This window comes from Virgibacillus sp. W0181 (assembly GCF_051846915.1).
Taxonomy (GTDB): domain Bacteria; phylum Bacillota; class Bacilli; order Bacillales; family Amphibacillaceae; genus JBPYCR01.
This window is the reverse complement of the sequence record NZ_JBPYCR010000002.1, coordinates 61,562-76,641: the sequence shown is the minus strand read 5'-3', so window position 1 is coordinate 76,641 and position 15,080 is coordinate 61,562. Positions and strand designations below refer to the sequence as shown.

The 15,080-nt window shown below is 38.3% G+C and carries 17 protein-coding genes; 16 read left to right on the top strand and 1 reads right to left on the bottom strand.

Annotation, left to right across the window (positions count from 1 at the left end):
* The 4 genes from fabD to rnc all read left to right on the top strand — a co-directional run bounded on the left by fabD (nt 1) and on the right by rnc (nt 3,417).
* Entirely contained in the window at nt 1-936 is a 936-nt protein-coding gene (fabD, locus tag ACLIBG_RS01705) for an ACP S-malonyltransferase (RefSeq protein WP_439310975.1), read from the top strand.
* Entirely contained in the window at nt 936-1,676 is a 741-nt protein-coding gene (gene fabG, locus ACLIBG_RS01700; protein WP_439310974.1) for a 3-oxoacyl-[acyl-carrier-protein] reductase, read from the top strand. Before fabD ends, fabG begins: the two co-directional genes overlap by 1 nt.
* A 351-nt stretch (nt 1,677-2,027) precedes the next feature.
* On the top strand, nt 2,028-2,261 hold the full coding sequence (locus tag ACLIBG_RS01695; protein ID WP_439310973.1) for an acyl carrier protein: 234 nt from the start codon (nt 2,028-2,030) through the stop codon (nt 2,259-2,261).
* 466 nt (nt 2,262-2,727) lie between these two features.
* Nucleotides 2,728-3,417: a ribonuclease III gene (rnc, locus tag ACLIBG_RS01690; RefSeq protein WP_439310972.1), complete on the top strand. Its 690-nt coding sequence runs from the start codon at nt 2,728-2,730 to the stop codon at nt 3,415-3,417.
* 34 nt (nt 3,418-3,451) lie between these two features.
* Here rnc and ACLIBG_RS01685 read toward each other — a convergent pair whose 3' ends face one another.
* A complete protein-coding gene (locus tag ACLIBG_RS01685; RefSeq protein WP_439310971.1) occupies nt 3,452-3,676 on the bottom strand; it encodes a DUF1128 domain-containing protein in 225 nt (74 codons plus the stop codon).
* A gap of 536 nt (nt 3,677-4,212) precedes the next feature.
* On the opposite strand from ACLIBG_RS01685, the gene smc reads away from it, so the two are divergent.
* From smc to ylqF, 12 genes are all read left to right on the top strand, one after another.
* The gene (gene smc / locus ACLIBG_RS01680; protein WP_439310970.1) at nt 4,213-7,773 is read left to right on the top strand and encodes a chromosome segregation protein SMC; all 3,561 of its coding nucleotides are present in this window, start codon (nt 4,213-4,215) and stop codon (nt 7,771-7,773) included.
* Nucleotides 7,774-7,806: 33 nt separating this feature from the next.
* Nucleotides 7,807-8,805 carry a signal recognition particle-docking protein FtsY gene (gene ftsY / locus ACLIBG_RS01675; RefSeq protein ID WP_439310969.1) on the top strand — a complete coding sequence of 333 codons (999 nt, stop codon included), beginning with the start codon at nt 7,807-7,809 and terminating at the stop codon, nt 8,803-8,805.
* An 81-nt stretch (nt 8,806-8,886) separates the two neighbouring features.
* Nucleotides 8,887-9,219 carry a putative DNA-binding protein gene (locus ACLIBG_RS01670; protein WP_439311077.1) on the top strand — a complete coding sequence of 111 codons (333 nt, stop codon included), beginning with the start codon at nt 8,887-8,889 and terminating at the stop codon, nt 9,217-9,219.
* 13 nt (nt 9,220-9,232) lie between these two features.
* Nucleotides 9,233-10,576 (top strand): signal recognition particle protein, encoded by a 1,344-nt coding sequence (gene ffh / locus ACLIBG_RS01665; RefSeq protein WP_439310968.1) that lies wholly within the window; start codon nt 9,233-9,235, stop codon nt 10,574-10,576.
* Between the two features lie 79 nt (nt 10,577-10,655).
* On the top strand, nt 10,656-10,928 hold the full coding sequence (gene rpsP, locus ACLIBG_RS01660; protein ID WP_439310967.1) for a 30S ribosomal protein S16: 273 nt from the start codon (nt 10,656-10,658) through the stop codon (nt 10,926-10,928).
* A 14-nt stretch (nt 10,929-10,942) separates the two neighbouring features.
* The gene (locus ACLIBG_RS01655; RefSeq protein WP_439310966.1) at nt 10,943-11,170 is read left to right on the top strand and encodes a KH domain-containing protein; all 228 of its coding nucleotides are present in this window, start codon (nt 10,943-10,945) and stop codon (nt 11,168-11,170) included.
* 136 nt (nt 11,171-11,306) lie between these two features.
* Nucleotides 11,307-11,696 (top strand): YlqD family protein, encoded by a 390-nt coding sequence (locus ACLIBG_RS01650; protein WP_439310965.1) that lies wholly within the window; start codon nt 11,307-11,309, stop codon nt 11,694-11,696.
* Nucleotides 11,697-11,707: 11 nt separating this feature from the next.
* A complete protein-coding gene (rimM, locus tag ACLIBG_RS01645) occupies nt 11,708-12,211 on the top strand; it encodes a ribosome maturation factor RimM (protein WP_439310964.1) in 504 nt (167 codons plus the stop codon).
* Nucleotides 12,211-12,954, top strand: coding sequence for a tRNA (guanosine(37)-N1)-methyltransferase TrmD (gene trmD, locus ACLIBG_RS01640; RefSeq protein WP_439310963.1), 744 nt, complete (start codon nt 12,211-12,213; stop codon nt 12,952-12,954). The genes rimM and trmD overlap by 1 nt, the downstream gene beginning before the upstream one ends.
* Before the next feature lie 155 nt (nt 12,955-13,109).
* Nucleotides 13,110-13,454, top strand: a complete 345-nt coding sequence (rplS, locus tag ACLIBG_RS01635; protein ID WP_439310962.1) for a 50S ribosomal protein L19 — start codon at nt 13,110-13,112, stop codon at nt 13,452-13,454.
* Between the two features lie 166 nt (nt 13,455-13,620).
* Entirely contained in the window at nt 13,621-14,166 is a 546-nt protein-coding gene (lepB, locus tag ACLIBG_RS01630; protein WP_439310961.1) for a signal peptidase I, read from the top strand.
* 9 nt (nt 14,167-14,175) lie between these two features.
* On the top strand, nt 14,176-15,024 hold the full coding sequence (ylqF, locus tag ACLIBG_RS01625; RefSeq protein WP_439310960.1) for a ribosome biogenesis GTPase YlqF: 849 nt from the start codon (nt 14,176-14,178) through the stop codon (nt 15,022-15,024).
* Nucleotides 15,025-15,080: the final 56 nt, after the last annotated feature.

The window sequence follows — 15,080 nt, the reverse complement described above, 5'->3', positions numbered from 1 at the left end:
ATGAAACGAGTTGCATTTATGTACCCGGGTCAAGGGTCACAGGCAGTAGGGATGACAAAAAAATTGTATGACACAAACAGTGAAATTAGGTCTCTGTATGAAAAAGCAAACGAAATACTGAATAAGGATCTTACAAAGATTATGTTTGAAGGTCCTAAAGAGCTTTTAACCGAAACAGTCAATACACAGCCTGCTCTTCTGCTATCGAGTATGGGGGTAGATCTATTGCTTAAGCAATATGTCAAACCAGTCATGACGCTCGGGCACAGCCTTGGTGAGTATAGTGCGCTAGTGTCAGCGAATGCAATTTCTTTGGATGAAGCATTGCCATTAGTGGCGACCAGAGGCGAGCTTATGGAAAAAGCTTTTCCAAAAGGGAAAGGAACGATGGCTGCGGTATTGGGATTGTCGCAGCAAGCAATCGAAGCTGCGTTGAAAGAATCGGATGAAATCGTTGATGTAGCAAATTTGAACTGTCCTGGGCAAATTGTTATTTCGGGCACAACAGAAGGAATTGAAGAGGCTAGAAAGCTATTAAAAGAAGCAGGCGCAAAAAGAGTATTGCCTCTGAACGTAAGCGGGCCATTTCATTCCCGTCTAATGAAACAAGCGAGTGAAAAGTTTTTCGCTTATTTGCAAGATGTTTCATTTCACCATGCATCGATCCCTGTTTATGCGAATGTTACTGCTGCTCCGGTAAAGGATAGCGATGAAATCAAAGATTTACTTATTAAGCAACTGTATTCACCGGTTCGATTTGAGGAGTCGATACGGAAAATGATGGATGCCGATATCGATGCATTCGTTGAAGTAGGTAACGGGAAAGTATTAAGTGGACTTGTGAAAAAAATTGATCGCAAAGTAAAAACCTTTGCAGTACAGGATGAGCAATCAATGCAAGATTTTATTTCTTGGTATGAGGGGGATAATCAATAATGCTGCAAGGAAAAAATGCCCTTGTAACAGGGGCTTCCAGAGGAATTGGCAGAGCGATTGCGCTTGAGTTAGCGGATAATGGTGCAAATGTTGCCGTAAACTATTCCGGCAACAGAGAGAAAGCAGAAGCTGTTGCAGAAGAAATCAAACAACTAGGCGGTAAAGCTTTTGCCATACAAGCAGATGTTGCGGATGAAGCAAGCGTAAAAGCAATGATGAAAGAAGTAGTCAAACAATTTGGGAGTCTCGATATTTTAGTGAATAATGCTGGAATTACGAAAGATAACTTATTAATGCGAATGAAAGAAGAAGAATTTGATCAAGTTATTAATACGAATTTAAAAGGCGTTTTTCTCTGCGTTAAAAACGTTACTCGGCAAATGATGAAACAAAAAAGCGGTAAAATTATTAACGTCGCCTCCATTGTCGGGGTAAGTGGAAACCCAGGACAAGCTAATTACGTAGCTGCTAAAGCAGGTGTCATCGGATTAACGAAATCTACTGCAAAAGAACTTGCTTCACGTAATATCTTAGTAAATGCGGTAGCGCCCGGGTTTATTGCAACCGATATGACCGATGCGTTAACGACTGAGCAAAAGGAAGCCATATTATCTGCTATTCCACTTGAAAAGCTCGGAACGGCAGAGGATATTGCAAAAGCTGTTCGTTTTCTTGCATCAAATGATTCTGATTATATTACAGGACAAACGATCCATATTGACGGCGGCATGGTGATGTAATATAAAAAGATGTGTTCAGAAAGTCCGGTAAAAAATTGACCTTGATGAAGGGGAATTTCGACTAAGTACCGACACGTCCTATGTCGAACGTCGAAATCACCACACTCTGTTGAATCTCGTTGGCTTGTTTTTTCGCCACTCTTGTATATAAATACATACATTTCGTACCTTGGAAAAGAAGACACTTTTCCTGCGTGCGATGCGGATTCAAGGAAGCTTTCCTTATGCTCAAAACTACGCCGTCTCGAACTTCTTGGTCCTTTTTATACTCCTTTTTGAACACGTACTATAAGTTATAGCTAGAAATTTAAAACATATTCTTCTATACTATTTGAAGGGAGGTGAACGACTATGGCAGATGTGTTTGATCGAGTAAAAAATATCATCGTAGAACAGCTTGATGTAGAAGAGTCTCAAGTAACAATGGAAGCGTCATTCACAGAAGATTTGGACGCAGATTCATTAGATGTTGTGGAACTTGTAATGGAATTTGAAGATGAATTCGATATGGAAATTGCTGATGAAGAAGCTGAGCAAATTAAAACAGTTGGTGATGCTGTTGAGTACATAAACAGTAACTCCTGATTTAATAAAGTAAGCGTTTAGCGAAGATGCTAAACATGTCAATCATAAAATATGTAATTAGACAACTGTCTATAGACTAGAGTCTCGCACGAGCGAGACTTTTCATTTACAAGGTCATAAAGCATAAAATTTTATCTCAAGGTATTTTTGAATGTTCGATTAAAACCGCCACTTTGCGTGGCGACATCGAACCACCAGCTTTGAGCTGGCGCAGTCGCTACGTTTCTAGGCATGGCGCTTGCGCTTTTCTTAAAAGATAAGAATGTATATAATTTTGTGCATAGCTGTCTAGCTTAAGCGCCAGAAACTAGGCGACTTCCTGCAGCGCCTTGCGATAAGTCATCATCGATTCGCGGTGCTCATCGTGATTCCTTTATCTTAGTTGCTTCAGTCCAGTCGCTACGTTTCTAGGCATGGCGCTTGCGCTTTTCTTTAATATAGGAGTTGAAAAAAAGGTGGCATGATTATGGATGTTCAACAATTAGAACAACAACTGAATTTATCATTTAAAAATGAAACGCTGTTAGAAGAGGCTTTTACACATTCATCTTATGTGAATGAGCATCGAGGCAAAATATTTTCTGATAATGAGCGACTTGAATTTTTAGGAGATGCAGTGCTGGAATTGGCTGTATCGCAATATTTATTTCGAAAATATGAAAAGATGTCGGAAGGTGAAATGACCAAACTGCGAGCGTCCATCGTATGTGAAGAATCGCTAGTAGGTTTTGCGGTCCATTTAAACTTTGGAGATTATATACTGCTTGGAAAAGGAGAGGAGCAAACAGGCGGACGAACAAGACCCGCACTGCTTGCAGATGTGTTTGAATCATTTCTTGGTGCATTATACTTGGATCAAGGCTATGAACAAGCACAAAAATTTCTCGAATCACATGTTTTTCCACTCATTCATACTGGTGCTTTTTCGCATGCGATGGATTACAAAAGTCAACTGCAAGAATTGGTTCAAAAACAGAAAGATTACGCGATTGAATATGAGATTGTTGAAGAAAGTGGACCTTCCCACAAAAAAGAATTCATCTCTCGTGTAAAGGTGAAAGATCATCCATTCAAAGAAGGAAGAGGAAGGTCCAAAAAAGAGGCCGAACAGAGGGCTGCAAAAAAAATGCTGGACAGTTATAGCGATGAATCATAAGAATTATGTATTCGATCCAAAAGTACTACAATTGCTATCCCTTACGAACGGCGCGTAATTCGCTTATAAAAGCTTGTGTCTCTGCAGGGCTCAAGCTTCCTTTTTTAGAAATAATTTCATACATATATTTTAGATCCTCATATTTATCCATATCGTAATCTTGTGGATCCATTAATGAACGATTGGCTACGTCCAATCTGTTTGATAATTCGTCTAAAATAAACTTCATGTTTTCATAATTAGGGTTTTCTAAATTCATCTTTTACACCTCTTCTTTAGTTATTGCAGTAAAGACTTCCACAAAAAGCATACCTTTTGCATTGGCAGAATATTATCATTTACCTCTCTTTATGATAAAATAGATTCGTTAATAATCCAAGTGTTTTCAGAGAGTTACTGTCGTATATTTTAGTTTCTACTATGCGGTCGTGGTCGAAATACACTTTTTTCAGGAGATAAGAAAGTATAAACTTTTGGTGCGTAGCTGTCTAGCTCCATCGCCCAGCAACTAGCATAGGTTTTGGTGGGCGAGCATTTAGCGCAGTCCCAAACTTCATATTCCTCCCCTGTTTTAAAGAAGACTTGCCGATTGACTTTAGAGAAAGGCTTAGTCCCCTTTATGCCCTTGGGTGAAAGTCAACATCAGCTCGTACCTGAGAAGGGCCGACTAAAAGCGGGTTTTGCGCCCAACTCACGTATCCCCTTTTCAGAGGCATGTTTTCTTTATCTCATTTCGGAATGCTCAAGTTTGTATGTTGCTAAATGGGCGCTTGCACTTTTCTAAGGAGAATGATGATGTATTTAAAACGGTTGGAAAGTATAGGTTTTAAATCTTTTGCCGAACGGATTCGGGTTGAGTTTGTTCCGGGCGTTACAGCGATCGTAGGTCCGAATGGAAGTGGTAAAAGTAACATAACGGATGCTGTCCGCTGGGTGCTTGGAGAGCAATCAGTGAAATCTTTGCGTGGAGCAAAAATGGAAGACATTATTTTCCAAGGGAGCGATACTAGAAAACCGTTGAACTATGCTGAAGTGACGCTCGTTCTCGATAATCAGGATGAACAGCTGCCGCTTGATTATAAAGAAGTGTCTGTTACAAGAAGAGTCTATCGATCAGGAGACAGCGAGTTTTATATAAATAAACAATCATGCCGATTAAAAGACATTGTTGACTTATTCCTGGACTCAGGGCTTGGTAGGGAAGCATTTTCGATAATTAGTCAAGGAAAAGTGGAAGAGATACTAAGTTCCAAGGCAGAGGAACGACGCGTTATTTTCGAAGAAGCGGCTGGTGTTTTGAAATATAAGCAGCGGAAAAAGAAAGCAACATATAAGCTGGCAGAAACAGAAGAAAATTTACATCGTATCGAGGATATCGTGCACGAAATAGAGAAGCAAATTGAGCCGCTGAAGAGACAGGCATCTACAGCAAAAGAATATAAAAGATTTAAAGAGCAGTTAAAACAAAAAGAAATAGGTCTTTTGATTACAGAAATCGAACAACTCCATAGTGAATGGCAAAATTTATTAAAAGAATTGGAAGAGAACAAATGGAAAGAAATCGATTTAAAAACTAGCATCCAAAAAATGGAGGCGAAAGTAGAAAACGAACGTCAAAAATTAAAAGCAAAGGATGAACATATAGCGGAACTTCAATCTTCGCTCTTAATTACAACTCAACAACTCGAACAAATGGAAGGAAATAAAAAGTTGCTGCATGAGCGGTTGAAGCATTATTCCGAAAATAAAGCAAAACTCCAAACTCAACAAAGTCATGCGCGTACAAGAATTGAGGAAGTTGAAGGCGAATGGAACAGTGAAAAAGCTAAACTCGAAAAATTGCGAACCGAAACGAAAGACACAAAATCAGCGATTGCCGAGCTGGAATTAAAATTAACTACAGAACAAGAAAATATTAAAGATAAAATAGAAGATATGAAATCAGATTATATTGAGTATTTGAATGAACAAGCAGTAAAACGGAATGAGAAGCATTCCCTTCAGAAAGAAATAGAGCAATCGAACATGAAAAAATCCGGTCAAGGGAAGCAATCATATGATTTGGAAGTTGAAATAGAACGAAAAGAAGCGTTTAAAAAGGATTTAAAAGCGGAACTGGATATACTTCAAAAAGATTTCATCGATAAAGAAACTGAAATAACGAACTTTAAAAACGACTTAGCGAATAAACGCGTGTACTATCAACAATCACAAACGAAGCTGCACGAAGGAAATGAACAAATCGCTAGAATCAAATCCAAAAAAGAAATGCTTGAAGAGATGAAAACAGATTTTCAAGGATTTTTCTTCGGAGTAAAAGAAGTGCTCCAGGCACGAAGAACACAAAGGTTAACAAATATTCATGGAGCGGTCATTGAACTGATTGACGTACCTGAACAGTACATAATAGCTATTGACACAGCACTTGGCGCACAATCACAGCATATTGTCGTAACAAATGATCAGGCTGCCCGTAAGGCGATTCAATGGTTAAAGAAGGAAAAAAAAGGACGTGCCACCTTTTTACCGCTTGCATCGATTAAACAACGGTCTCTCCCCATGAATGTGGCTATGAAGATAAAAGAGCATAAAGGAATAGTTGGAATAGCATCTGACCTTGTATCTTCAGCATATGAAAAATTAGTTGAGCACTTAATGGGGCATATTATTGTTGCTAAAACATTGAAGGATGCCAATGAGGTTGCCGCTTTAACGAATCGAAAATATCGAATTGTTACAATGGATGGGGATGTCGTAAATCCTGGAGGCTCCATGTCCGGAGGTGCTCAAAAAAAAGCTAACCAGTCATTGTTTACAAGAGATAAAGAATTGCAGCAGTTAACGACTAAGCTAATGGATTATGAAAAAAGGGCAAAACAGTTTGAAGCAGCTGTCCAGGATGAAAAGGAAGATATTCAGAAATTAGAAGAAATAATTGAGGCAGAGGAACAAACCCTTTCCAACATGCAGCAAAAGGTGCAACAAGTTCAATCGAATTATAGAGAAATGGAATTAAAGATTGCTTCTTTGAATGATAGTCTGTCTGTTTTTGACTTGGAACATCAGCAGTTCGAACGCAATTTCAAAAAAATGATTGAACGTGAAAACGAGCTGGCGGCGGAATTGCAATCGATTGAACAGAAGCTCACTTCAACCCAAAGTACGATTAATACTTTAATAGAACAGGAAGAGAAGTTCAAAGAAAGTCATGAACAATTGCAGGAAACTTATCAGATGAAACGAATAGAGCTGGCTGAGCAAGAAGAACGTGTCCGACATCAACATGAAAAGACAATAGCTTTAGAAAAACAGTTAACAGCATTAAAAGAGCAGCACGAATCATATACGAAAGATCTAAACGATTTAATTAACATGCATCAATCTGAAAAGACTGAAGAAGAACTCAATGAAAATATAGACAATCGAAAGCTAGAAAAAGACAGTCTTACAAAACAAATTCAATTACAAAGAGAAGAACAAACGAAAAGAAATGACTGGATCCATGATAAAGAAAGCGAATTAAAAGTTATCGGTAAACAACATCAACAGATACTCCAAACAAGACAACAGCAGGAAGTGAGAGCAAACCGACTGGATGTTGCATTGGAAAATCGATTATCTCATTTGCAGATGGAATATGAAATGACTTATGAAAAAGCACAGCAAACATTTACAAAAGCGTCCAATCCTGAAGAGGAAAAAGAGTATGTTCAGCAATTGAAGAAGTCTATTGAGAGATTGGGCACGGTAAATTTGGGAGCCATTGATGAATACGATCGGATTTCCGAACGTTATACTTTTTTAACAACCCAACAGCAGGACTTAATGGAGGCAAAACAAACATTATTTACAGTTATTTCCGAAATGGATGAAGAAATGGAGCAGCTATTTTCAGCTACATTTACAAAAATAAAAGCGGAGTTCACAACTGTATTTAATCAATTATTTGGTGGAGGACATGCAGAATTAACATTGACTGATCCGAGCAATATACTGGATACAGGTGTCGAAATTGTTGCCCGTCCACCAGGTAAAAAGCTGCAATCCCTCGGTCTCTTATCAGGTGGAGAAAGAGCCTTAACAGCAATCGCATTACTATTTGCCATATTACGTGTGAGGCCTGTACCGTTTTGTATATTGGATGAAGTAGAGGCTGCGCTTGACGAAGCCAATGTTGTTCGCTTTGCAAAGTATGTCCAACTTTATAGTGACAAAACACAATTCATTGTCATCACCCACCGTAAAGGTACGATGGAAAGTGCCGATGTATTATACGGGGTTACGATGCAGGAATCGGGGGTTTCTCGTCTCGTATCCGTCCGATTGGAAGAAACGGAAGAGTTAATAAACGTTTAAAACAATTGCGCGAATGAAAGGAAGTTATGAAAGATGAGCTTTTTGGCAAAGTTAAAAAATAAATTTTCTCGTGAAGAAACAGCAGATGAAAGCCCAACGATTGAAAAATATAAAGATGGAATGACAAAATCCCGCTCTTCTTTTTCCGGTAAAATTAATGATTTGATTGCGCGTTACCGTAAAGTGGACGAAGATTTTTTTGAAGAACTGGAAGAAGTGCTTATTGCAGGTGATGTTGGGGTCATGACTGTAATGGATTTAATTGACGAATTGAAAATGGAAGTTAAAAGACAAAACATTAAAGATTCTGAACAAATAAAAGATGTAATATCCGAGAAGCTGGTTGAAATATATTATGGTGATGATGACGAACAGATGGAAGGGTTGAATATTCAAGAAAAAGACTTGACTGTTATTTTGGTTGTCGGAGTGAACGGGGTCGGCAAGACAACGTCTATTGGTAAATTGGCACACCAGTTAAAAGAAGAAGGGAAACATGTTGTTCTTGCTGCCGGAGATACATTCCGTGCCGGTGCTATTGAGCAGTTGGAGGAATGGGGAAAACGTGCTGATGTAGAAGTGATTAAACAAAGCGCGGGGAGTGACCCTGCCGCCGTTATTTTTGATGGTATTAAATCCGCACGTTCCCGAAATGCCGATGTATTAATATGTGATACAGCCGGAAGATTGCAAAACAAAGTCAATTTAATGAATGAATTGGCTAAAATAAACCGAATCATTGAACGAGAAGTGCCTGGAGCTCCACATGAAGTACTACTCGTTTTGGATGCAACTACCGGACAAAACGCTCTTAATCAGGCGAAAACATTCCGGGATGCTACCGATGTGTCTGGAATCGTACTGACGAAGTTGGATGGGACTGCAAAAGGTGGGATCGTTTTAGCGATTCGAAATGAGCTGAATATACCGGTTAAACTTGTCGGGCTTGGAGAGCAGGTGAACGACTTACAAAAATTTGATGCCCATGCGTTCGTGTATGGATTATTTGCCGATATGTTGGAAGAGAATTAACGATTCATTCCTTTCTTGACAATCTGAATGTACGTTCGTTATGATCATTTGTAAAGGGAATTTCCTTAACAAGAGGTGGGCATATTGCTGGAGAAAACGAATCGAATGAATTACTTATTTGATTTTTACGAAAAGTTGTTAACTTCCAAACAAAAGGAATACATGGAACTGTATTATATTGAAGACTATTCCCTCGGTGAAATTTCAGAGGTTTCGGAAGTGTCCAGACAAGCAGTATATGATAATATTAAACGTACGGAACAAATATTGGAAGCTTATGAAAAAAACCTGCATTTATACGAAAAGTTTCAACAACGTTTGGAAATTATAAATAAACTGGAAAAACGAGCATCTCATGAAAACGTAGATGAACGTATGCTTGAATGGATTGAACAATTAAAAGAACTGGGTTAGGAGGACATCTTCCATGGCGTTTGAAGGACTTTCCAATCGTTTGCAAGATACGATGAAAAAGATAACCGGAAAAGGAAAAGTGAATGAACAAGATGTTAATGCAATGGCACGTGAAGTGCGACTTGCCTTACTTGAGGCTGATGTCAACTTTAAAGTCGTTAAAAAGTTTATTAAGCAAATAAAAGAAAGAGCAGTAGGTCAGGATGTATTAGAAAGCTTAACACCCGGGCAGCAAGTAATAAAAATAGTGAAAGAAGAACTGACCGAATTAATGGGTGGGGAGCAAAGTAAAATTGCCGTTGCCTCTCGTCCACCAACGGTTATAATGATGGTTGGTTTACAAGGGGCCGGGAAAACAACAACGACCGGAAAACTGGCCAATTTGCTTAGGAAACAACATAATCGATCACCTCTGCTTGTCGCATGTGATGTATATCGTCCTGCTGCAGTAAACCAGCTGGAGACACTTGGCGAGCAATTGGATATGCCTGTTTTTTCCATGGGCACTGATGTAAGTCCCGTTGAAATCGCCGCAAAAGCAATTGAAAAAGCAAAAGAGGATCATCACGATTACGTAATTGTCGATACAGCTGGGCGTCTGCATGTTGATGATGAATTGATGGATGAATTGCAGCAAATCAAGGGGAAAGTTAATCCTGATGAAATCTATTTGGTCGTCGATGCGATGACTGGTCAGGATGCGGTCAATGTTGCCGAAAACTTTAATGAACAATTGGAATTATCCGGAGTCGTTTTGACAAAGCTGGATGGAGATACGCGTGGAGGCGCAGCACTTTCCATTAAATCTGTGACAGACACACCTATCAAGTTTGCCGGTATGGGGGAGAAACTGGATGAATTAGAAACCTTCCATCCTGAACGAATGGCCTCCAGAATACTTGGGATGGGTGATGTGTTAACTCTTATTGAAAAAGCACAGACGAACGTGGATGAAAAACAGGCAAAAGAACTAGAAGAAAAGATGCGCACGATGTCCTTTACATTTGATGACTTTTTGGAGCAGATGGATCAAGTTAAAAACATGGGTCCGCTAGAGGATTTAATGGGGATGATTCCCGGTGCGAATAAAATGAAAGGGCTGAAAAATGCCCAAATTGACGAAAGTCAGCTTGTTTACGTCGAAGCAATCATTCAGTCCATGACAAAAAAAGAACGACAGGACCCTTCGATTATCAATGCCAGTCGTAAAAAAAGAATTGCCAAAGGTTCCGGGACAACCGTATCAAAAGTAAACAGATTGCTTAAACAATTTGACGATATGAAAAAAATGATGAAACAAATGACGAATATGCAAAAAGGCAAAAAAGGAAAAGGGATGAAACTCCCATTCATGTAATGTAAAAATACTTTACAGGCAGATTAATTTCTGCTAAACTTTTTAATTGTGTAATCTTATTGATGGAGGTGTAAGAAATATGGCTGTTAAAATTCGCTTAAAACGTATGGGGTCCAAAAGAAACCCTTTTTACCGCATCGTTGTTGCTGATTCGCGTTTTCCTCGTAACGGACGTGCTATTGAACAAATCGGGACATATAATCCGGTAGTTAATCCGGTAGAAGTGAAAATAGATGAGGAAAAAGCACTGAACTGGATGTCCAAGGGTGCAAAACCAAGTGATACTGTTCGTAATCTTTTTTCAACAGAAGGCATCATGAAAAAATTCCACGATGAAAAAAATCAAAAGTAAAGTAGTGTGATAATATGAAAGATCTTATTGAATCAATCATTACACCACTTGTTGATCATCCGGAAGATATTCAAATAAAAGAAACAGAAGAAGAAACAAAAATTGTTTATCATCTTACTGTTAATCCAAATGATGTAGGCAAGGTCATTGGCAAAAATGGCCGCATTGCCAAAGCTGTTCGTACGGTAGTATATGCTGCAAAAACGACTACGAACAAACGCGTGTTTTTGGACATCATGTAGGGGAATGATTAGTTCCCCTATTCATTTTTTTCTGCAAATAAAATTGCTTCATTTTAAATCTACTGATCCATTCCTCCGCCTTTTCGTCTATCCATGTAATATTCATTAAATGCATACCAGGGAGTGAATCTTATTTGTGAAAATCATTCAAAAAGTATTGATTAAGCAAATTATAACGGAAAACAGCAAACAAAAGCTGCACAAGCATTTTTATGATACTAAAATGCAACTTGATCAAGAGTGCCAGCAACTATTGTTTGAACAACGTAAACTCCAGAATAAACACGGCATATCAAAACAAGAGGTTGCCCATCGGTTTCGTCAAGAAGTGAAAAAACGAAAAGAAAAGATGAAATTGCTGGACTTTAAGATCGAGCAATTGGATATGCTGGAATCAGGAAGTGAAATTGTTGAAAAAGAAGTTGAAGCAATTGTTGATGTGAATATAGGATCACATTGGGATGAAATGATGGGTGAAAAAGCTATCATTCTAAAAGATGGCGTCGTTATCCGAATTGACAAATAGTAGGTGAATCTATGTTTAAAGTAGGAAAAATAGTAAATACACATGGTATAAAAGGAGAAGTAAAAGTAAAACGAATTACTGACTTTGAAGAACGATTTGCTGCTGGGGAAACTGTTTATATCCTTAAAGAAGATGGACAAACATTCCCGCTCACGATTGATACGCATCGTACACATAAACAATTTGATTTACTTCAATTTAAAGGCCTGTACAATATTAACGATGTCGAACAGTTTAAAGGGCTTTATTTAAACGTTAAAGCAGATCAATTAAATGAATTGGGAAAAAATGAGTATTATTACCATGAAATTATAGGCTGCCAAGTAATGACAACAAGTGGCGATAGACTAGGAGAAATTGATTCCATTCTCTCACCAGGTGCAAATGATGTATGGGTCGTAAAGGGAGAAGATGGAAAAGAAATGTTAATTCCTTATATTGAAGATGTCGTTAAACATGTTGATGTAGACAATAAGAAAGTAACCATTGAATTGATGGAAGGATTGCTGGAGTAATGCATGTCGATATACTTACACTTTTTCCGGAAGTATTTGCACATCCGTTAAATACGTCTATTTTAAAAAGAGCACAAGAAAAAGAATTATTTAGCTATGAGTTGACAAACTTCCGTGATTATACGTTGAATAAACACCATAAAGTGGATGATTATCCTTATGGCGGTGGGGCAGGTATGGTTTTAACTCCACAACCGATTTTTGATGCCGTAGAGTCTATTAAAAAAAAGCGTCAGACAAAACCACGCGTTATTTTAATGTGTCCACAGGGGAAAACATATACACAAAAAATAGCTGAAGAGCTGAAAAAAGAAGAGCATTTGATCTTTATATGCGGACACTATGAAGGGTATGATGAACGTATTCGTGAACATATTGTTACGGATGAAATTTCGATTGGCGATTATATTTTAACAGGTGGAGAACTGGGCGCTATGGTTGTCATAGATAGTGTAGTAAGACTGTTGCCAGAAGCACTTGGTAATGCAGATTCGGCACAGGCGGATTCTTTTTCCACTGGACTACTGGAGCATCCACATTATACGCGTCCAGCCGATTTTCGAGGAATGAAAGTACCAGAAGTACTATTGTCGGGCGACCATGCAAAAATACGAGATTGGCGCAGAACCGCTTCATTGAAACGAACATTGGAACGGAGAAAAGATTTATTAAATAATGTATCTTTATCTGACAAGGAAAGGGATTTTCTGAACGGACTCATGAATGATAAGAAAACCCATTAATAAATACATGGCAGAAGTAATAATTATAGTTGTGCTCTGGAATATAATATGATATATTTATTGTTGTGCTTAAACAGTTCGTTTAAGCTGGATAAACGATGTTCCGCTTTCGCATAAATGATATGAACATTGGTTTGGAAGGAGTGGAATAACGAATGCAAAAATTAATTGCAGATATCACAAAAGACCAATTGCGTACCGATCACCCTGAATTTCGTGCCGGTGACACGGTAAAAGTTCACGCTAAAATTGTTGAAGGATCACGTGAAAGAATTCAGGTTTTTGAAGGTGTTGTCATTAAGAGACAAAATGGCGGAATCAGTGAAACATTTACAGTAAGAAAGCTTTCTTACGGTGTAGGTGTGGAGCGTACATTCCCTATACATTCACCTCGTGTTGCAAAAATAGAAGTAGTAAGACGCGGTATTGTTCGTCGTGCGAAATTGTATTACCTTCGTAACTTACGCGGTAAAGCTGCCCGTATTAAAGAGCGCCGCTAATACATCAACACACATTTTGATTATAAGACGTTTACTAAGAGCTTCGCATACATATGCAAAGCTCTTTTGTTTCAATTGATATGGAAAAGGTAATAGCCTATTATATTTTTATCTGTTATTAACCACGATAATAGTGTACAAAGATAAAGCTTTCAAGGGAGTATGGATGGCTATGCGGAAGAGAGAATGGATTGATTGGCTGAAAGCGTTATTAATTGCTTTTGGCATAGCGTTTATTATTCGGATGTTTATATTTTCACCAATCATTGTAGATGGACCTTCCATGCTGCCTACATTACACGATCATGATCAAATCATTGTGAATAAATTTATTTATCGCTTTAATGAACCCGAACGATTTGATGTAGTTGTTTTTCACGCTTCTGATGAAAAAGATTTTATTAAACGGGTCATCGGGCTCCCCGGAGAGCATGTAATGATGAAGGATAATGTGTTATATATTAATGGGGAAGAGATAGAGGAACAATTTATAGAAGACAATAATATCCATACAGATGATTTTACATTGGAATTATTACCTGGACAACATGAATCGATACCAGATGGTTACGTCTTCGTCCTTGGGGATAATCGGAATAACTCAACTGACAGTAGGAGAGAGAGTGTAGGACTTGTTCCTATTGATCAAATTGTAGGAAAAGCCAGTCTGATTTACTGGCCGTTTGATCGAATCCAACTGGTAAAAGAATAGGGTGAAATGATGAAGATACAATGGTTTCCCGGACATATGGCAAAAGCGAAAAGGGAAGTTGAAGAAAAACTAAAGCTGGTTGATTTGGTGATGGAGCTTGTTGACGCTCGTGTACCGTTTTCATCACAGAATCCAATGCTTCAACAGGCCACTCAAAATAAGCCCAAGCTGGTTGTTCTGATGAAAAATGATTTGGCTGACAATAGTGAAACAACAAAATGGTTGAGTTATTTTAGAAAGAGGAACGAACGGGCGATTGCAGTAGATGTGAATAATAAAAATGATATTCAGAAAATCATCCAGCAAGTAAAGGAAATTGGGCAGGAAAAAATGGAAAAACTCCATAGAAAAGGCATATTACAGCGTCCAATCCGAGCGATGATTGTTGGAATTCCGAATGTTGGTAAGTCAACATTAATCAATCGGCTTGTCAATAAAAAAATTGCGAAAATCGGTGACCGTCCTGGGATTACGAAACACCAGACGTGGATAAAAGTAAAAAAAGATTTTGAATTACTCGATACCCCGGGTATTTTATGGCCTAAATTTGAAGATCAAAAGGTGGCAATGCGTTTGGCAGCCATCGGAACAATTAAAGATCAACTCTTATCACTTCAAGATATAGCTGCCTTTGTCATTCAGTATATGAAAGAGCATTATCCGCAAAATTTGTATAATCGCTATCATGTAGCGGATGACATGGATGATATGTGGGAAATTTTTAACACTATAGGAAAACAACGCGGTGCGCTCGAAAGTGGGGGGCATGTCAATATGGATAAAGTAGCTGAAATTATTCTCCGTGATCTGCGCTCAGGAAAATTGGACCGAATTACATTAGAATCGACAACAAATTAAAAGGTATGCTTATTCCAAGCATACCCTTATTTTATTTTGTTTTTTATTCAAGGTTG